This is a genomic window from Klebsiella sp. PCX (assembly GCF_021869705.1).
Classification (GTDB): domain Bacteria; phylum Pseudomonadota; class Gammaproteobacteria; order Enterobacterales; family Enterobacteriaceae; genus Klebsiella; species Klebsiella quasipneumoniae.
Map to the genome: position 1 here is coordinate 4,088,430 of NZ_CP091527.1, position 18,064 is coordinate 4,106,493.

Genomic DNA, 18,064 nt, shown 5'->3' on the forward strand with positions numbered 1-18,064 from the left:
TTCCTTAAGCCAGATTGACCACCGAAGAGTTAAACCCCTCGGCGGATGATGTATGTTGAAACCAGGCGAGCTGCTGATGCAGCTGCACCACTTCGCCGACCACCAGCAGGGCGGGCATCGGGGCGTCTTTCGCCAGGTGTTCGAGTTGTTGCAATGTGCCGGTTATCGTCTGCTGATCGTCACGGGTGCCACGGGAAATCACCGCCACCGGCGTGTCGCTGTCGCGACCGTGGGCGATCAGCTGGGCGCTGATTTCCGCCGCCTTCATGGTGCCCATGTAGATCGCCAGCGTTTGTTGGCTCTTCGCCAGCAGCGACCAGTCGAAGGGGGCGCTGTCCGGCTTATAGTGGCCGGTGACAAAGACGGCGCTTTGCGCATAATCGCGATGGGTCAGAGGAATACCGGCGTAGGCCGTCGCGCCGGCGGCGGCAGTGACGCCTGGCACCACCTGGAACGGGATGCCCGCAGCGGCGGCGGCCTGCAGCTCTTCAGCGCCGCGGCCAAAAATAAACGGATCGCCGCCCTTCAGGCGCACGACGGTTTTCCCCGCCTTCGCCGCCTCCACCAGCAGCTGATTGGTTTCATGCTGCGGCACCGAGTGCTCGCCGGCGCGTTTGCCGACGCAAACCAGCTCGGCATCGCGGCGCACCAGCTCGAGAACCGGCTGGGTCACCAGATGATCGTGGAAAACCACGTCCGCCTGCTGGATCGCCTGCAAGCCACGCAGGGTCAGCAGCCCGGCATCGCCCGGTCCGGCCCCTACCAGAATAATTTCACCCGTTTCGCGTTCGGGCTTATCCAGCTCATCCTGCAGCGCCTTTTCCGCCTCCGCAGCGTTGCCCGCCACCATCAGGCTGGCGAAGCGACCGGTAAAGACCCGCTCCCAAAAGCGGCGACGCGCTTCGGTGGTCGTCAGACGGGTTTTCAGATGGTTGCGCCAGTAGCTCGCCGATTCCGCCAGACGCCCGAGGTTCGTCGGCAGCAGCGCTTCGATTTTTTCGCGCAGAATGCGCGACAGCACCGGCGCTTTCCCGCTGGAGGAGATCGCCACCAGCAGCGGCGAACGGTCGACGATAGAAGGGAAAACAAACGAGCACAGCGCCTGGTTATCCACTACGTTGACCAGTCGGTAGCGCGCGTTAGCCGCCGCAAACACCCGCTGGTTAAGCGCCTCGTCCTCCGTGGCGGCAATCACCAGAAAGACATCGTCCACCAGAGCGTCGCTAAATTCCGTCGCCCGCCAGCTAAGCGCCTGGCGCGCCGCCAGATCGGCCAGCGCCGGAGACAACGTCCCGGCGACCACCTGCACCTGCGCCTGGGCTCGCAGCAGGAACTTGATCTTGCGCTCGGCAATCTCACCGCCGCCGATCACCAGTACGGGCCTTTGTTTCAGTTCGGCAAAAAGGGGCAAGTAATCCACGGGGTAACAACTCTCTTACAATCAGCGATACTGCGACTATAGGGTGCGCCTTAGAGCAAATGAAATTACGAAATGGAATGAGTTGTGACGCAAAGGAATAACGCGATGGAAATCCAAATATCAAAAAGTGCTTAACACGCTATTTTTCCGCTATTTAAGAGCAATTGAAATTGTTTAACCGCGGTCACAGTTTCATACTGTACGCGTCAAATTGTCTCGTTCGTGTAAGGACCCCTTATGTTTTCCGCGTTGTGCCGCCGTCTGCTTCCGCTGGCGCTCGGCACCGGTTTTGTTTTCGCCGCCGCCCCCGCCTTCTGTGCGCTGGGCGACACCGCCAGTAGTCAGGCTCGCCATATCGCCACCGTCTTCCCGGGACGTATGACCGGAACGCCCCCGGAAATGCTCTCAGCTGACTATCTGCGTCAGCAGTTCGCCCGGATGGGCTATCAGAGCGACGTGCGGAGCTTCAATACCCGCTACATCTATACCGACAGCAACCAGCGTAAAAACTGGCATAACGTCACCGGCAGTACGGTGATCGCCGCCCATGAAGGCCAGTCTCGCCAGCAAATCATCATCATGGCGCACCTCGATACCTACGCGCCGCAGAGCGATAAAGACGTCGAAAACAACCTCGGCGGCCTGACGCTGCAGGGAATTGACGACAACGCGATGGGGCTCGGGGTGATGCTGGAGCTGGCGGAGCATTTAAAGAACGTCCCCACCCGCTATGGCATTCGCTTTATCGCCACCAGCGGCGAAGAGGAAGGTCGTCTCGGCGCGCAAAACCTGCTGCAGCGGATGAGCGAAGCGGAAAAGAAAAATACCCTGCTGGTGATCAATCTCGATAACCTGGTGGTGGGCGATAAGCTTTACTTCAACAGCGGCCGCCGCACGCCGGCCTCGGTGCGCAAGCTGACCCGCGATCGCGCGCTGGCTATCGCCCGCAGCAAAGGCATCGCCGCCTATACTAATCCGGGACTCAATCCGGCTTACCCGAAAGGCACCAGCTGCTGTAATGACGCCAGCGTCTTCGACAACGCGGGGATCCCGGTGCTGTCGGTGGAAGCGACCAACTGGTCATTAGGCAAGAAAGATGGCTATCAGCAGCGGAGCAAATCGCGCAGCTTCCCGCAGGGCATCAGCTGGCATGACGTGCAGCTGGATAATCAGCAGTATATCGACCACGCGCTGCCGGGACGGATCGAGCATCGCGGGCGCGATGTCGTGAAAGTGATGCTGCCGCTGGTGAAAGAGCTGGCGAAGGTGGAGAAGAAAAGCTGACGGCTGCAAATGAACACGCGGCATCACCCGCGTGTTCTCTTGCACACCTTTCCCTCAGGAGGCGCTATTAACCCTCGTGCAATCCGCACTCGCGTTTAAGCCCGAAGAACCGGGTCTCTTCTTCTGCCATGCCCGGCTCCCATTTGCGGGTGGTGTGGGTATCGCCTACCGACAGATAGCCCTGATCCCACAGCGGATGGTATTTCAGCCCGTGCTTTTGCAGGTACTGATACACCGTCCGGTTATCCCAGTCGATAATCGGCAACACCTTGAACACCCCGCGCTGGACCGCCAGCACCGGAAGCGTAGCCCGGCTGCCCGACTGCTCGCGGCGCAGACCGGCAAACCACGTCTGCGCGTTGAGCTCTTTCAGCGCCCGGTTCATCGGTTCAACCTTGTTGATCTCATTGTATTTCTCAATGCCCTCAACGCCCTGCTCCCACAGCTTGCCGTAGCGCGCCTCCTGCCAGGCCGCGCTTTCAGCCGCGCGGTAGACCTTCAGGTTCAGCTTGAGTTTGTCCGTCAGCTCATCAATAAACTGGTAGGTTTCCGGGAACAGGTAACCGGTATCGGTAAGGATCACCGGAATGTCCGGGCGGATCTGGTTCACCAGGTGCAAACTCACCGCCGCCTGAATGCCAAAGCTTGACGACAGCACATAGTCTCCCGGCAGGTTTTCCAGCGCCCAGGCCACACGCCCTTCGGCGTCGAGCTTTTCCAGCTGGGCGTTGGTTTCCGCGAGTGCCAGAATGCGTTCCACTTTCGGCAATGCATTAAGCGCGTTTAGATCGAGTACGGACATAAGAACCTCGTTTGCCTGTTTTGCCGGGCGGCACTGCGTTTGCCCGGCCTACGGGTTTTACAGGCCCGGATCGCTACGCGCCACCGGGCACCAGGATGTTACTCCCAGAAATCGCGGGCTGGATCGAGCACCGGGCGAATGATGCCCGCACGCACCGTAAAGTCGCCGAAGCCTTCACCCGCTTCGCGCTCTTTCGCCCAGCGCCCTACCAGTTGGTCTAGCGAGTCGAGAATTTCCGACTCGGTAATGTTCTCCCGGTACATCCGCGGGATGCGGGTGCCGCTGCGGTTACCGCCGATGTGCAGGTTATAGCGACCTGGCGCTTTCCCCACCAGCCCCACTTCCGCGAGCATCGCGCGACCGCAGCCGTTCGGGCAGCCGGTGACGCGGGTGACGATATGCTCATCGCTCACGCCGTGCTTGCTCATCACCCCTTCCACCTTGTCGATAAACGACGGCAGGAAACGCTCGGCTTCCGCCATCGCCAGCGGGCAGGTCGGGAAGGAGACGCAGGCCATCGAGTTTTCGCGCTGCGGGGTGACGGCATTCATCAGGCCATGATCCCGCGCCAGCTTCTCGATCCGCGCCTTCTGATCTTCCGGTACGCTGGCGACGATCAGGTTCTGGTTGGCGGTGATGCGGAATTCGCCTTGATGGATCTTAGCAATCTCCAGCAGACCGGTTTTCAGCGGGCGCCCCGGATAATCCAGAATGCGGCCGTTTTCAATAAACAGCGTCAGGTGCCATTTATCATCAATCCCCTTCACCCAGCCGATGCGGTCGCCGCGGCCGGTGAATTCGTACGGGCGGATCGGCTCAAACTTAATACCTGCCCGGCGCTCCACTTCCGCCTTGAAGGTTTCGACGCCAACGCGCTCAAGGGTGTACTTGGTTTTCGCATTCTTACGGTCGGTACGGTTACCCCAGTCGCGCTGGGTGGTCACGACCGCTTCCGCCACCGCCAGAGTATGCTCCAGCGGCAGATAACCGAATTCGCTCGCCGTGCGGGCGTAGGTTTTTTTGTTACCGTGTTCGATAGACAGACCGCCGCCCACCAACAGGTTAAAGCCCACCAGCTTGCCGTTTTCGGCGATCGCTACGAAGTTCATGTCGTTGGCGTGCAGATCGATATCGTTCTGCGGCGGGATCACCACCGTGGTTTTAAACTTACGCGGCAGATAGGTCTGACCGAGGATCGGTTCTTCGTCAGTGGTGGCGACCTTTTTCTGATCCAGCCAGATTTCGGCATAGGCGCGGGTGCGCGGCAGCAGATGCTCGGAGATCTTTTTCGCCCACTCGTAGGCCTCGGCGTGCAGCTGCGACTCGTACGGGTTGGAGGTGCACAGCACGTTACGGTTCATATCGTTGGCGGTGGCCAGCGCGTCCAGCCCCACCGAGTGCAGCATCTGATGCACCGGCTTGACGTTCTTTTTCAAAATGCCGTGGAACTGGAAAGTCTGCCGGTTGGTCAGGCGAATACTGCCGTAAATGGTGTTCTCGGCGGCAAACTTATCGATCGCCTTCCACTGGGTGGTGGTGATCACCCCGCCCGGCAGACGGCAGCGCAGGAGCATTGCATGGCGCGGCTCCAGCTTCTGAGCGGCGCGTTCCGCGCGGATATCGCGATCGTCCTGCTGGTACATACCGTGGAAACGGATCAGCAGGAAGTTATCGCCTTTAAAACCGCCGGTCAGACCGTCGTTTAAATCTTCCGCAATGGTGCCGCGCAGGTAGTTGCTCTCGAGCTTCATACGCTCGGCATCGGTCAGTTTACCTTCGACCACTAAAGGCCCCGGATGTTTTTCGCTCATTAGTAGACATCTCGCTGATAACGGCGCTCAACGCGCAGCTCACTTAAAAATTCGTCCGCCGCTTCGGCGTCCATCGCGCCGTATTCGGCAATCACTTCCAGTAAAGTCTGTTCCACGTCTTTCGCCATACGATTGGCGTCGCCGCAGACATAAATGTGGGCGCCATCATTGATCCAGCGCCACAGCTCGGCCCCCTGCTCACGCAGTTTGTCCTGCACATAGATTTTTTGTTGTTGATCGCGGGACCAGGCCAGATCGATACGGGTCAGCAGCCCCTCTTTTACATAGCTCTGCCACTCCACCTGATAGAGGAAATCTTCAGTGAAGTGCGGGTTGCCGAAGAACAGCCAGTTCTTACCTGGCGCCCCGTCCGCTGCGCGCTGCTGCATGAAGGCGCGGAACGGCGCAATACCGGTGCCCGGGCCAATCATGATCACCGGCGTCTCCGGGTTAGCCGGCAGACGGAAGTTGTCATTGTGCTCGATGAAGACGCGGACTTCGCCATCCTCTTCCACGCGGTCGGCGAGGAAGCTGGAGGCGCCGCCAGCCCGGGCGCGGCCTTCAATGTCATAGCGCACCACGCCCACGGTGACATGCACTTCGCTCTCCACTTCCGCCTGCGAGGAGGCAATGGAGTACAGACGCGGCGTCAGCGGGCGCAGCAGACCGATTAACGCCTCAGCGTCCAGCTGCGCGGGTGAGAAACGGACCATATCGACGATCGGCGTCGCGGCGGCATACTGCTGCAGCTGAGCTTTATCGCCCACCAGCGGCAGCAGCGATTCGCTGCGGGTCAGGGTGGCGTAGTTCTCAACGATAGCGGCGGTGTTGACCGTCAGCTCAAAATGCCACTGCAGGGCTTCCGCCAGCGGCAGGGTTTTGCCCTCGACGGTTACCGGCTCGTCGCCTTTCAGCCACAGCAGCTCCACCAGCTCTTTCACCAGCTGAGGATCGTTTTGATACCAGACGCCCAGCGCGTCGCCCGGCTGATAGCGCAGACCGGAATCACCGAGGTCAATTTCGATATGGCGTACATCTTTTTCTGAATCGCGGCCGGTGATTTTCTGGTTGACCGACAGGGTCGCCGTCAGCGGAGCCTCTTTGGTGTATGGGCTGGTATGAATGTCGTTCACTGCGCCGCTGGCGGCCAGCTGAGCGGGCGCGGCGACCGGCGCACGGGCCTTCAGCACCTCAACGACGCGCGCGCGCCATTCAGCGGCCGCAGCCTGATATTCAACGTCGGCGTCGACGCGATCGAGCAGGCGTTCCGCGCCAAGTTCGGCCAGCTTGCTGTCGAAATCTTTGCCGGACTGGCAGAAGAATTCATAAGAGGTATCGCCGAGGCCAAAGACGGCGAATGCGGTTCCGTCCAGCTTCGGCGCTTTTTTAGAGAACAGAAACTTATGCAATGCGACCGCTTCTTCCGGCGGCTCACCTTCCCCCTGGGTGGAGGTCACGACCACCAGCAGTTTTTCAGCAGCAATTTGTTTGAATTTATAATCACCTGCATTCACCAGCTTCACGTTCAGCTTCGCCGCCAGCAGATCGTCACGCAGCGCTTCGGCGACGCGGCGAGCGTTGCCGGTTTGCGAGGCGGAAATCAGCGTGATCGTCGGGACCTCGGCGGCCGGGGCGGGAGCGGCTGCCGCTGCGCCAGAGTGCTGATTCAGCACGCCCCAGAAATAGCCAGACACCCAGGCGAGCTGAGTGGGCGTGAAGTCAGTGGTGGCCGCCTGAAGGCGCGCCAGTTGCTCCGGGTTGAGCGGCAGCAAGTTGGAAGGTGGGGCCTGTGTCGTCATGCGTCGTTTGTTCCAGTAAGCAAAGCTGTTATTCGCACCCTGTCAGCGCGACAAAAACAGAAGAGAATAGAAGGTTAACGGCGGGCATAGTAACAATTAAAGAAGGGATGGAAATAATAAATAACCAAATGGACTAACCGGTTTTAGTTGTAGTTATTAACAACAAAATCGATTAAATAACCATCTGAAATATCGAAACTTTATGGACTTAACCCAGATAAATGTGTCGATTTTCTGTTCAGGGCCGTTTTAGTTAATGCGAAAAAATGTACTTTCCGGTACCCTACGGCGGTTTTTTTCGTCCTGTTGAGAGTCAATGATGTCCACCACGCTGTTTAAAGATTTCACCTTCGAAGCCGCCCACCACCTGCCGCACGTCCCGGAAGGACACAAATGCGGTCGCCTGCATGGCCACTCCTTTATGGTGCGTCTGGAGATAACCGGTGAAGTCGATCCCCATACCGGGTGGATCATGGATTTCGCCGAGCTGAAGGCCGCCTTCAAGCCGACCTACGATCGCCTGGACCACTATTATCTGAACGATATCCCCGGTCTGGAAAACCCTACCAGCGAAGTGCTGGCCAAATGGATCTGGGATGAGATGAAACCGCGAGTCCCGCTGCTGAGCGCGGTGATGGTGAAAGAGACCTGCACCGCCGGCTGCGTCTATCGCGGCGAGTAAGCGAAAAAAAAGCCCGGTCAGTATGCTACCGGGCTTTTTTATCAGGCGATATTCAGATATTTGTGCGTCTGCATGGACAGGCGCCAGTTGCGGGCGATGCAGGTGTCGATACACAGGCGCGTCGCGTCTTCTTTCTGACTGATCGGCTGCAGGGCGATGATCCGCGGTTTGTCATCGCTCAGCGTTTCCAGCAGTTCGTCCAGCGCTTCGATGTCGCGGACGCGCCCTACCGGATGCTTGATCTCATCCGCCCGCTGCAGGGCCTGAGACAGCACGTCATACCCGCCGCGCATGTTGACCTTCGGGGAAACCGTCACCCAGGTGTTGTGGCTGCAAAGCACTTCATGGGTGCCGCTGGTTTCAATCTGACAGCTAAAGCCGTTTTGTTCCAGAAGCGAGGTTAACGGCGTTAAGTCGTGAATGCAGGGCTCACCACCGGTAATGACCACGTGGCGGGCAGTCCACCCCTGACGACCGATAATCGCCAGCAGATCTTCACTGCTTGCCGGCCCCCACTTATCGCTCTCTTTGGTTTTCGCCAGGATGCTGAACAACGACACTTCCCGATCGGCCAGTTTGTCCCAGGTATGCTTGGTGTCACACCACGCGCATCCTACCGGGCATCCCTGCAGACGAATAAAAATGGCAGGCACGCCGGTGAAGTAACCCTCGCCTTGCAGGGTCTGGAACATCTCGTTAATCGGGTACTGCATAGTCATCTCTGTTTAGGGTGATAAACGCTTATTATCGCAGATTTCACTGTCCAGGTCTTGTCCTGCGCTGCGATCGTTTTTCCCTCACGGGGTCGCTTTCTCACCCCGGACGTTATTCATTGTTAATTAAAAGTATGCATCTGTTTTCGTTTATTTCATTAGTGTGGTAAGGATTTAAATAAACAGCGGAGCGTACTGCAGCGAAGAAAGATGTAACAGAAGATGTTTTTCGTGTTATATACCAGAACATAAAAAACGTCAGCGGAAAAATAAAAACATGTTTAAATACATGCATGTACAAATTGATACATGAAAGAGTGAATTATTTACCTGGTCTGAGAGTCGAATCCAATCCGCCGCCGAAAATAAGCTTAAGCCCCTCTTAATAAAGTCCTGCTGCCCGCCATTTTTTATTTAATCGTCGTTTACTTTGGCCCTCCTAGAATCCCGCAGACCAACCATAATGAGATAGCGTTTATGACCACATTATTCATTACCGGCGTCACCGGTTTTCTGGGCGGCGCGGCGTTAGAGAAAATACTCCATCAGGATAGCCAATTAGATCTGCTGCTACTGGTGCGTGCCAACAGCCCCGAAGCAGGCCTGGAACGGGTCAAGGAAAACATGCGTAAGTTCAACATCGCCGAGGAGAAACTGGCGATGCTGCGACCGCAGCAGATCCTGCTGGGCGATCTCGCCTCTCCGGAGCATTTTCTTAACGATCCGCGGCTTGAGCAAGTCACCCATGTTCTCAACTGCGCCGCTGTCGCCTCGTTTGGCAGCAACCCGCTCATCTGGAAGGTTAACGTTACGGGTACGCTGCGTCTGGCGCAACGGATGGCGCAGGTGGCGGGTCTGCAGCGTTTTCTCCACGTCGGCACCGCAATGTCCTGCTCACCGGAGCCGGATTCGCTGGTCGCCGAGAGCGCGGAGTTTCGGCAGCGCGCCGAGCATCTGGTGGAATATACCCACTCGAAATCGGCCATCGAGCAACTGATGCAGCAGCACTGCCCTACGCTACCGCTGGTCATTGCCCGCCCTTCTATTGTGGTGGGCCATACTCATCACGGCTGCCGGCCTTCCAGCAGTATTTTCTGGGTATTCAGCATGGGACTGATGCTGCAGAAATTTATGTGCGCGATGGAGGACCGAATCGATGTTATCCCGGTGGACTACTGCGCCGACGCCCTGCTGATGCTGCTTAACCAGCCGCTGGCCCACGGCGAGGTAGTGCATATCTCTGCCGGTGAGGAGAACAGCGTGAAGTTTGCCGACATCGACCGGGCGATGGCCCTGGCGCTGGAGCAGGCGCCGGTGGGAGATAAGTACGCCCAGGTGAGTTATGAAACGCTGGTCAAAATGCGTCGCGAACTGAAAGGAATTTTTGGGCCGTGCAATGAGCGACTGATGCTGAAAGCGATGCGCTTATATGGCGCGTTCGCCACGCTGAACGTGCGCTTTAGCAACGACAAGCTGCTGAGCATGGGGATGCCAAAACCGCCGCGCTTTACCGATTACATCGACCGCTGCGTGGAAACCACCCGCGGGCTGTCGATCCCTCAGCAAATGGCCGTCGACTTTAAATAATGGCCGCAGGTATAAAAAAATGCCAGCCCGAAGGCTGGCATGGTTATTTCATCAGGACAGGATTAAGCCTGGCCTTTGATCTCTTTACGACCATTGAACGGCGCTTGCTCACCCAGCGCTTCTTCGATACGAATCAGCTGGTTGTATTTAGCAACGCGGTCAGAACGGCTCATAGAACCGGTTTTGATCTGGCCTGCAGCGGTACCCACAGCCAGGTCGGCGATGGTCGCGTCTTCAGTTTCGCCAGAACGGTGAGAGATGACAGCGGTGTAGCCAGCGTCTTTCGCCATCTTGATAGCAGCCAGAGTTTCGGTCAGAGAACCGATCTGGTTGAATTTGATCAGGATGGAGTTAGCGATGCCTTTTTCGATGCCTTCTTTCAGGATCTTGGTGTTGGTTACGAACAGGTCGTCACCAACCAGCTGGATTTTGTCGCCCAGTACTTTGGTCTGGTAAGCGAAACCTTCCCAGTCAGATTCGTCCAGGCCATCTTCGATGGAGACGATCGGGTACTGTTTGGTCAGCTCTTCCAGGAAGTGAGTGAACTCTTCAGAGGTGAACGCTTTGTTGCCTTCGCCGGCCAGAACGTATTTACCGTCTTTGTAGAATTCAGACGCTGCGCAGTCCATCGCCAGGGTGATGTCTTTGCCCAGCTCGTAGCCTGCTGCTTTAACCGCTTCAGCGATAACAGCCAGCGCTTCGGCGTTGGAACCCAGGTTCGGCGCGTAGCCGCCTTCGTCACCAACGGCAGTGTTCATGCCTTTGGACTTCAGCACTTTCGCCAGGTGATGGAACACTTCAGAACCCATGCGTACTGCTTCTTTCAGGGTCGGCGCGCCAACCGGCTGAATCATGAATTCCTGGATGTCGACGTTGTTGTCAGCGTGCTCACCGCCGTTGATGATGTTCATCATCGGAACCGGCATGGAGTATTTGCCCGGAGTGCCGTTCAGTTCAGCGATGTGCGCGTACAGCGGCAGGCCTTTGGAGGCAGCAGCTGCTTTGGCGTTCGCCAGAGAAACGGCCAGGATTGCGTTCGCACCGAAGTTAGATTTGTTTTCAGTACCGTCCAGGTCGATCATGATCTTGTCGATGCCAGCCTGATCTTTGGCATCTTTGCCCAGGATTGCCTGAGCGATCGGGCCGTTTACCGCAGCAACAGCTTTGGTTACGCCTTTACCCAGGAAACGGGATTTGTCGCCATCGCGCAGTTCCAGCGCTTCGCGGGAACCAGTAGAAGCACCTGACGGAGCAGCTGCCATACCGACGAAACCACCTTCCAGGTGTACTTCGGCTTCAACAGTCGGGTTACCACGGGAGTCGATGATTTCACGACCGATGACTTTAACGATTTTGGACATTAGGTTTTCCTCAGTACAAGTTAAACTAAAACTCCAGACAAACAATGCACCCGGATGGGTGCATTGCCGTTCTAACTCTTTTTACTTCGCCTGGCGTTTCTGGTACTCGCTGGCGGCTTTCACAAAGCCGGCAAACAGCGGGTGTCCATCACGCGGCGTCGAAGTAAACTCCGGGTGGAACTGGCAGGCCACAAACCACGGATGGTTCGGCACTTCGATGATCTCGACCAACTGATCATCCCCGGAACGGCCCGCAACGCGCAGACCGGCAGCTTCAATCGGTTTCAACAACATGTTGTTGACTTCGTAGCGGTGACGATGGCGCTCGGTGATGGTCGGCTCGCCGTACAGCTGGCGTACCAGAGAATCCTCATCCAGCTGGCACTGCTGCGCGCCCAGGCGCATGGTGCCGCCCAGATCGCTCTTCTCGGAGCGGACTTCAACGTTGCCATCTTCGTCACGCCATTCGGTAATCAGGGCCACAACCGGGTATTTACAGTCTGGCACAAATTCCGTCGAGTTGGCGTTTTCCATACCCGCTACATTGCGCGCGAATTCAATCAGCGCAACCTGCATACCCAGGCAAATGCCCAGATAAGGAATATTGTTCTCACGCGCATAGCGCGCAGTGGCGATCTTACCTTCCACACCGCGGTAGCCGAAGCCGCCCGGGATAAGGATAGCATCTAAATCCTTGAGGATTTCGACGCCGCGCGTTTCCACATCCTGCGAATCGATCAGCTTGATGTTGACGGTAACGCGGTTTTTCAGACCACCGTGTTTCAGCGCTTCAATCACCGACTTGTAGGCGTCCGGCAGTTCAATGTACTTACCAACCATACCGATGGTGACTTCGCCTGCCGGATTGGCTTCTTCATAGATTACCTGTTCCCATTCGGCCAGGTTTGCTTCCGGACAAGTTAAGCTGAATCGTTTACAAATATAATCGTCCAGCCCCTGAGATTTCAACAGGCCTGGAATTTTATAAATGGAATCGACGTCTTTCAGAGAAATAACAGCCTTTTCCGGAACGTTACAGAACAAAGCAATTTTCGCCCGTTCGTTGGCCGGAACCGCGCGATCGGAGCGGCAAATCAGGATGTCAGGCTGAATACCGATGGAGAGCAGCTCTTTCACGGAGTGCTGAGTCGGTTTGGTTTTGACTTCACCGGCGGCGGCCATGTACGGCACTAAAGTCAGGTGCATAAACAGGGTATGCTCGCGGCCGATCTCTACCGCCATCTGACGAATAGCTTCGAGGAACGGCAGGGATTCGATATCGCCTACGGTACCGCCGATTTCCACCAGCACCACGTCATGGCCTTCGCCGCCAGCCAGTACGCGCTCTTTAATGGCGTTGGTGATGTGCGGAATAACCTGTACGGTTGCGCCCAGATAGTCGCCACGGCGCTCTTTACGCAGCACGTCGGAGTAGATTCGACCGGTGGTGAAGTTGTTGCGACGAGTCATCTTGGTGCGGATGAAACGCTCGTAGTGGCCCAGGTCCAGATCGGTTTCTGCGCCGTCTTCAGTAACGAACACTTCCCCATGCTGGATTGGGCTCATGGTGCCCGGATCGACGTTGATATACGGATCCAGTTTCATGATGGTCACGTTGAGACCACGGGCTTCAAGAATGGCTGCCAGGGAGGCTGCGGCAATGCCTTTACCCAGAGAGGATACGACCCCGCCGGTCACAAAAATATAGTTCGTTGTCATGCTGAACCTGAGAAGTTAGGGTAAAACGATGGAATAACCAGGACGGGAAAGTAGTATACCCGAACATGCGTGACGCCACAAACTTTCATTCTTCCCCTCCCCTTCGTTCTTCAAGTTGCACCTGTGTTGCGACCCGAACAACTCGAAGAGGCAGGCTACATGGTGTTTCAACGACATAACGGAAAGAGAAAATAGACGCTTTTGGCGAAATGTTTTTGACGTAAATCAAGCGCTTGTTATTTATAAAATCACACAAATCGCGCTTGATCACGAAAACTCGTTAGAGATCAGTTTCCTGGCGTTTTACCTGTTGCCATACTTCTTCCATGGTATCGAGGTCGACGCCGGTCATTTCCAGGCCGCGGGCGGCGACAATGCGCTCGACTTCGCGAAAGCGCCGCTCGAACTTGCGGTTCGCTTTTTGCAGCGCCACCTCGGCTTTGACCCCTAAATGGCGGGATAAATTCACCGTGGCGAACAGCAGATCGCCCACTTCCTCTTCCAGTTTCGCTTCATCCACCACCGCCTGCTGCGCTTCATGCATCACTTCATCAATTTCTTCATGCACTTTGTCGAGCACCGGGCCCAGCGAGGTCCAGTCAAAACCGACCGCCGAGCAGCGACGCTGGATTTTATGCGCGCGCATCAGCGCCGGCAGGCTATGCGGAATGTCGTCCAGTGCCGAGTGCTGGGCTTTTTCCGCCCGCTCCGCGCTTTTGATCTGCTCCCAGCGGGCCAGCACTTCGCTGCTGTTTCCCGCGGTGGCATCAGCGAAGATATGGGGATGGCGGCGCTCCAGCTTGTCGCTGATGGCGGCGCAGATATCGTCAAAGTTAAAACGTCCCTCTTCCTGCGCCATCTGCGCATAGAACACCACCTGGAACAGCAGATCGCCCAGCTCACCGCGCAGGTCGTCAAAATCCTCTCGCGAAATAGCGTCCAGCACTTCATAGGTTTCTTCGAGGGTATAGGGGGCGATGGTGGCAAAGGTCTGCTCTTTATCCCACGGGCAGCCGTTTTCCGGGTCGCGCAGGCGGCGCATAATGCCGAGCAAGCGGTCAATCTGAGTCATGTGACAATCCTGGAAATTCAAAAAAAAGTCGGCCGGATAAGGCCTTTCGACCTTATCCGACGTTGCGAAATTGCCGGATGGCGGCTTCGCCTTATCCGGCCTGGAGACGAATTAACCGCCGTGCAGACGACGCGCGTCGATCACATCGGGCACCTGGTTCAGCTTACCGAGCACCCGGCCCAGCACCTGCAGGTTGTAAATCTCGATGGTCATATCGATGGTGGCCAGCTGCTGACGGGTATCGCTGCGGCTGGCAACGCCCAGCACGTTCACCTTCTCATTGGCGAGGATGGTGGTGATATCGCGCAATAACCCGCTGCGATCGTTCGCCTCCACCCTGACCACCAGCGAATATCCCGCCGAGTAGCTTTCGCCCCATACCGCATCGACGATGCGCTCCGGGGCATGCGACTGCAGTTCAGCGAGCTGATCGCAGTCGGCGCGATGCACGGAAATCCCGCGCCCTTGAGTGATAAAGCCGACGATCTCATCGCCCGGGATCGGCTGGCAGCAGCGGGCAATATGGTGCATCAGATTGCCAACCCCTTCCACCACCACCCGGCCATTATCCTTGGTGCGGTTCTGCGGAGCATAGGTTTTCTGCTGCAGCTGCTTCAGCGCTGCCGCATCCTGCTCGGCGGCGCTCGGTTTATTGAACTGCGCCTGCAGGAAGTTGACCATCTGGTTGAGGCGGATATCGCCGCCGCCGATGGCCGCCAGCAGTTCATCGAGCTCATTGAAATTGTAGCGCGGCAGCAGGTGCTTTTCCGCATCCTTCAGGCTGATGCCCAGATGCTCCAGCTCGTCGTCAAGGATCTGCCGGCCGGCAAGAATGTTTTTGTCGCGATCCTGCTTACGGAACCAGGCGTGAATTTTGGAGCGTCCGCGGCTGGTGGTAACGTAGCCGAGGTTAGGGTTGAGCCAGTCGCGGCTCGGGTTCGGCTGCTTCTGGGTAATAATTTCGATCTGATCGCCCATCTGCAGCTGATAGGTAAACGGCACGATGCGGCCGCCGATTTTAGCGCCGATGCAGCGATGACCGACGTCGCTGTGGATATGGTAGGCAAAATCGAGCGGCGTCGACCCCGCCGGCAGGTCCACCACGTCGCCTTTCGGCGTAAAGACATACACCCGGTCGTCAAAGACCTGGCTGCGCACTTCGTCGAGCATTTCGCCGGAGTCGGCCATCTCTTCCTGCCAGGCAATCAGCTTGCGCAGCCAGGCGATACGGTCCTCATAGCCGCGACCGCCGCTGGTACCCGCTCCCGCGCCCTCTTTGTACTTCCAGTGCGCGGCCACGCCCAGCTCGGCGTCTTCATGCATCTGCCGGGTGCGGATTTGAATCTCCACCGTCTTGCCGCTCGGCCCCAGCACCACGGTGTGGATAGACTGGTAGCCGTTGGGTTTCGGGTTGGCCACGTAATCATCGAACTCATCCGGCAGATGACGGTAGTGAGTATGAACGATCCCCAGCGCGGCATAACAATCCTGCAACCGCTCGGCCACGATGCGCACCGCGCGAACGTCAAACAGCTCGTCAAAGGCGAGGTGTTTTTTCTGCATTTTGCGCCAGATGCTGTAGATATGCTTCGGCCGACCATAGACCTCGGCCTTGACCCCTTCGGCTTTCATTTCTGCCCGCAGGTGGCCGACGAACTCGTCGATATAATGCTCGCGGTCGATACGGCGTTCGTGGAGCAGTTTGGCAATACGCTTGTACTCTGCCGGGTGCAGGTAGCGGAAGCAGTAATCTTCCAGCTCCCACTTCAGCTGGCCGATACCTAAGCGGTTCGCCAGGGGAGCATAGATATTGGTGCACTCTTTCGCCGCCAGCACGCGCTCATCTTCCGGCGCGTCCTTGACCTCGCGCAGATGCGCGATACGTTCGGCAAGCTTGATAACCACGCAGCGGAAATCGTCCACCATCGCCAGCAGCATGCGGCGAATGTTATCCACCTGCTCGGAAGATACTGAGTCGGTATGAGTAGCTTTCAGCTGACGGATGGCGGCCATGTCCCGTACCCCGTGAATCAGGGTCACGACCGATTTACCCACGCTCTCCTGCATAACCGCTTCGCTGACGACTTCGCTGTCGGCCAGCGGGAACAGCAGCGCCGCGCGCAGGGTATCGATATCCATACTTAGGGTGGAGAGGATCTCCACCATTTCGACGCCCCGCCACAGCAGCAGGTCCGCCAGCGGGTGTCCTTGCGTTTTTTCGCGACAATAATCCCAGGTTTCGGCTAAGCGCTCACACGACTGCTGGCTGGAAATCCCCAGACTCGCGATCCATTTCTTCGGGTCAAATTCACCAGCTTTATTAAGATGTGCACTTCTTACCGCAACCATTGTCCTCTCCTTAAGGGACCGGCCTGCCGAAGTCGGCAAGCCTCAACTTTCTACATGTCATCCTGCAGGTCGCGTCAGCATTGATGGCCGGGGCGGCACTTCTGCGACGTTGTGAATGACCTTATGTAAGCCTGCGCTCAAACAACACCATTGATTCCAGATGACCGGTATGCGGGAACATATCCAGCATCGCCAGGCGTTGAATCTGATATCCAGCCTGCAACAGGGTTTCGCTGTCTCGCGCCAGCGTCGCCGGGTTGCAGGAAACATACACCACCCGCCGCGGCGCCAGTTTTATAATATGCGGCATCACGCCCGGCGCGCCGGCGCGGGCCGGGTCCAGCAGCACTTTATCAAAGCCGTGCTTCGCCCAGGCCTGGCGGGTGACATCCTCTTCCAGATTTTCATGGAAGAAGGTGACATTGGATAAACCATTGAGGGCGGCATTTTCCCGCCCCTTCTCCACCAGCGCCGGCACCCCTTCCACCCCGACCACGTGGGCGGCGCGAGTCGCCAGCGGCAGGGTAAAATTGCCCATCCCGCAGAACAGATCCAGCACCCGGTCTTCGGGCTGCAGATCCAGCCACGCCAGCGCGGTACGCACCATCTGCTGATTCACGCCGTCGTTGACCTGGATAAAATCCCGCGGACTGAACACTAAGCGTAGTCCGTCTGAGGTATACCATGGCGCTTCGCCGTGAATATGTTCCAGTATCTCGCTTTGCGGCGCGAGGTACAGGGAAAGACCGTGAGTTTGCGAAAAACGTTCCAGTTTTTCCCTGTCAGCGGCCGGCAGCGCAGCGGTATGGCGCAGCACCATTAGTGGGCCGTTGTCCGCCAGCACCAGCTCGACGTGGCCAAGGCAGCGTAATGCGCTCAGCGCGCTTAAGCACTCGCGCACGGCGGGCAGCAGCGCCTCAAGTTGGGGCACCAAAACAGGGCACTGCACCACCTCGACGATCGCTTTGTCGCTGGCCTGACGAAAACCCATCTGCAATTGTTGGGTCTTTGGCTGATAATTCAAGCTTAAGCGCGCGCGACGGCGATAGCCCCACGGCTCGCCGGCGATGATCTCATCCACCTCGCGCTTCATCAGGCGCGCCAGCGCGGCGCGTTTACTTTGCTGCTGAAGCGTGATGCTGGCATGCTGCTGTTGGCAGCCGCCGCAAACGCCAAAATGGGGGCAGCGCGGCGCCTGGCGCTGCGGGCTGTCGGTCAGACGGCGTTTCACCTGGGCGCGGGCGTACTGCTTTTTGTCTTCCACCAGCACCACCTCAGCCTGCTCCTGCGGCAGCACGCCGCCGACGAACAGCGCTTTCCCCTGGTGGCGGGCCACGCCCTGGCCAAAGGGATCGAGGTCGTTGACTGTAACGGTTATGATCTGGCGCGTCGTCACACGCCGTTTTGCAGAGTAGAATTGCGCCATCGTAGAGAGTTGTCTCAATCAAATAAAACGAGCTCGTTC

Annotated in this window: 13 protein-coding genes; 3 read left to right on the plus strand and 10 right to left on the minus strand. The window is 57.5% G+C overall.

The features are described from left to right. Nucleotides 1–4 precede the first annotated feature (4 nt). The gene (gene cysG / locus GQR96_RS19430; protein WP_074384248.1) at nucleotides 5–1,411 is read right to left on the minus strand and encodes a siroheme synthase CysG; all 1,407 of its coding nucleotides are present in this window, start codon (nucleotides 1,409–1,411) and stop codon (nucleotides 5–7) included. A 246-nt stretch (nucleotides 1,412–1,657) separates the two neighbouring features. Between cysG and GQR96_RS19435 the strand changes: the two genes are divergently transcribed. Then, the gene (locus tag GQR96_RS19435) at nucleotides 1,658–2,704 is read left to right on the plus strand and encodes an aminopeptidase (RefSeq protein WP_065905328.1); all 1,047 of its coding nucleotides are present in this window, start codon (nucleotides 1,658–1,660) and stop codon (nucleotides 2,702–2,704) included. Nucleotides 2,705–2,771: 67 nt separating this feature from the next. Here GQR96_RS19435 and cysH read toward each other — a convergent pair whose 3' ends face one another. The 3 genes from cysH to cysJ all read right to left on the minus strand — a co-directional run bounded on the left by cysH (nucleotide 2,772) and on the right by cysJ (nucleotide 7,116). Beyond that, entirely contained in the window at nucleotides 2,772–3,506 is a 735-nt protein-coding gene (gene cysH / locus GQR96_RS19440; protein ID WP_004205586.1) for a phosphoadenosine phosphosulfate reductase, read from the minus strand. 98 nt (nucleotides 3,507–3,604) lie between these two features. Next, nucleotides 3,605–5,317: an assimilatory sulfite reductase (NADPH) hemoprotein subunit gene (gene cysI / locus GQR96_RS19445; protein WP_004205585.1), complete on the minus strand. Its 1,713-nt coding sequence runs from the start codon at nucleotides 5,315–5,317 to the stop codon at nucleotides 3,605–3,607. Then, nucleotides 5,317–7,116, minus strand: a complete 1,800-nt coding sequence (gene cysJ / locus GQR96_RS19450) for an NADPH-dependent assimilatory sulfite reductase flavoprotein subunit (protein ID WP_004205584.1) — start codon at nucleotides 7,114–7,116, stop codon at nucleotides 5,317–5,319. Before cysJ ends, cysI begins: the two co-directional genes overlap by 1 nt. A gap of 316 nt (nucleotides 7,117–7,432) precedes the next feature. Here cysJ and queD point away from each other — a divergent pair, with 316 nt between their 5' ends. Continuing rightward, nucleotides 7,433–7,798 carry a 6-carboxytetrahydropterin synthase QueD gene (gene queD, locus GQR96_RS19455; RefSeq protein ID WP_004174641.1) on the plus strand — a complete coding sequence of 122 codons (366 nt, stop codon included), beginning with the start codon at nucleotides 7,433–7,435 and terminating at the stop codon, nucleotides 7,796–7,798. Between the two features lie 41 nt (nucleotides 7,799–7,839). Here queD and queE read toward each other — a convergent pair whose 3' ends face one another. Further along, nucleotides 7,840–8,511, minus strand: coding sequence for a 7-carboxy-7-deazaguanine synthase QueE (gene queE / locus GQR96_RS19460; RefSeq protein WP_004205582.1), 672 nt, complete (start codon nucleotides 8,509–8,511; stop codon nucleotides 7,840–7,842). Nucleotides 8,512–8,988: 477 nt separating this feature from the next. On the opposite strand from queE, the gene GQR96_RS19465 reads away from it, so the two are divergent. Continuing rightward, nucleotides 8,989–10,098: an SDR family oxidoreductase gene (locus GQR96_RS19465; protein ID WP_004205581.1), complete on the plus strand. Its 1,110-nt coding sequence runs from the start codon at nucleotides 8,989–8,991 to the stop codon at nucleotides 10,096–10,098. A 62-nt stretch (nucleotides 10,099–10,160) separates the two neighbouring features. Here the strand turns inward: GQR96_RS19465 and eno are convergent, their stop codons facing one another. The 5 genes from eno to rlmD form a co-directional block, all read right to left on the minus strand. Beyond that, nucleotides 10,161–11,459 carry a phosphopyruvate hydratase gene (gene eno / locus GQR96_RS19470; protein ID WP_002915213.1) on the minus strand — a complete coding sequence of 433 codons (1,299 nt, stop codon included), beginning with the start codon at nucleotides 11,457–11,459 and terminating at the stop codon, nucleotides 10,161–10,163. 81 nt (nucleotides 11,460–11,540) lie between these two features. Further along, nucleotides 11,541–13,178, minus strand: coding sequence for a glutamine hydrolyzing CTP synthase (gene pyrG, locus GQR96_RS19475; protein ID WP_004205579.1), 1,638 nt, complete (start codon nucleotides 13,176–13,178; stop codon nucleotides 11,541–11,543). A 280-nt stretch (nucleotides 13,179–13,458) separates the two neighbouring features. Further along, nucleotides 13,459–14,250 (minus strand): nucleoside triphosphate pyrophosphohydrolase, encoded by a 792-nt coding sequence (gene mazG / locus GQR96_RS19480; RefSeq protein WP_004205577.1) that lies wholly within the window; start codon nucleotides 14,248–14,250, stop codon nucleotides 13,459–13,461. Nucleotides 14,251–14,361: 111 nt separating this feature from the next. Further along, a complete protein-coding gene (gene relA, locus GQR96_RS19485) occupies nucleotides 14,362–16,599 on the minus strand; it encodes a GTP diphosphokinase (protein WP_004205575.1) in 2,238 nt (745 codons plus the stop codon). 121 nt (nucleotides 16,600–16,720) lie between these two features. Further along, on the minus strand, nucleotides 16,721–18,025 hold the full coding sequence (rlmD, locus tag GQR96_RS19490; RefSeq protein ID WP_048325535.1) for a 23S rRNA (uracil(1939)-C(5))-methyltransferase RlmD: 1,305 nt from the start codon (nucleotides 18,023–18,025) through the stop codon (nucleotides 16,721–16,723). Between the last annotated feature and the right edge of the window lie 39 nt (nucleotides 18,026–18,064).

What these genes read in the sequence shown, in the direction of transcription:
- pyrG (WP_004205579.1), bottom strand. Translation starts at nt 13,178, where the DNA reads ATGACAACGAACTATATTTTTGTGACCGGCGGGGTCGTATCCTCTCTG.
- queE (WP_004205582.1), bottom strand. Translation starts at nt 8,511, where the DNA reads ATGCAGTACCCGATTAACGAGATGTTCCAGACCCTGCAAGGCGAGGGT.
- cysI (WP_004205585.1), bottom strand. Translation starts at nt 5,317, where the DNA reads ATGAGCGAAAAACATCCGGGGCCTTTAGTGGTCGAAGGTAAACTGACC.
- queD (WP_004174641.1), top strand. Translation starts at nt 7,433, where the DNA reads ATGATGTCCACCACGCTGTTTAAAGATTTCACCTTCGAAGCCGCCCAC.
- cysH (WP_004205586.1), bottom strand. Translation starts at nt 3,506, where the DNA reads ATGTCCGTACTCGATCTAAACGCGCTTAATGCATTGCCGAAAGTGGAA.
- GQR96_RS19465 (WP_004205581.1), top strand. Translation starts at nt 8,989, where the DNA reads ATGACCACATTATTCATTACCGGCGTCACCGGTTTTCTGGGCGGCGCG.
- eno (WP_002915213.1), bottom strand. Translation starts at nt 11,459, where the DNA reads ATGTCCAAAATCGTTAAAGTCATCGGTCGTGAAATCATCGACTCCCGT.
- cysJ (WP_004205584.1), bottom strand. Translation starts at nt 7,116, where the DNA reads ATGACGACACAGGCCCCACCTTCCAACTTGCTGCCGCTCAACCCGGAG.
- relA (WP_004205575.1), bottom strand. Translation starts at nt 16,599, where the DNA reads ATGGTTGCGGTAAGAAGTGCACATCTTAATAAAGCTGGTGAATTTGAC.
- mazG (WP_004205577.1), bottom strand. Translation starts at nt 14,250, where the DNA reads ATGACTCAGATTGACCGCTTGCTCGGCATTATGCGCCGCCTGCGCGAC.
- rlmD (WP_048325535.1), bottom strand. Translation starts at nt 18,025, where the DNA reads ATGGCGCAATTCTACTCTGCAAAACGGCGTGTGACGACGCGCCAGATC.
- GQR96_RS19435 (WP_065905328.1), top strand. Translation starts at nt 1,658, where the DNA reads ATGTTTTCCGCGTTGTGCCGCCGTCTGCTTCCGCTGGCGCTCGGCACC.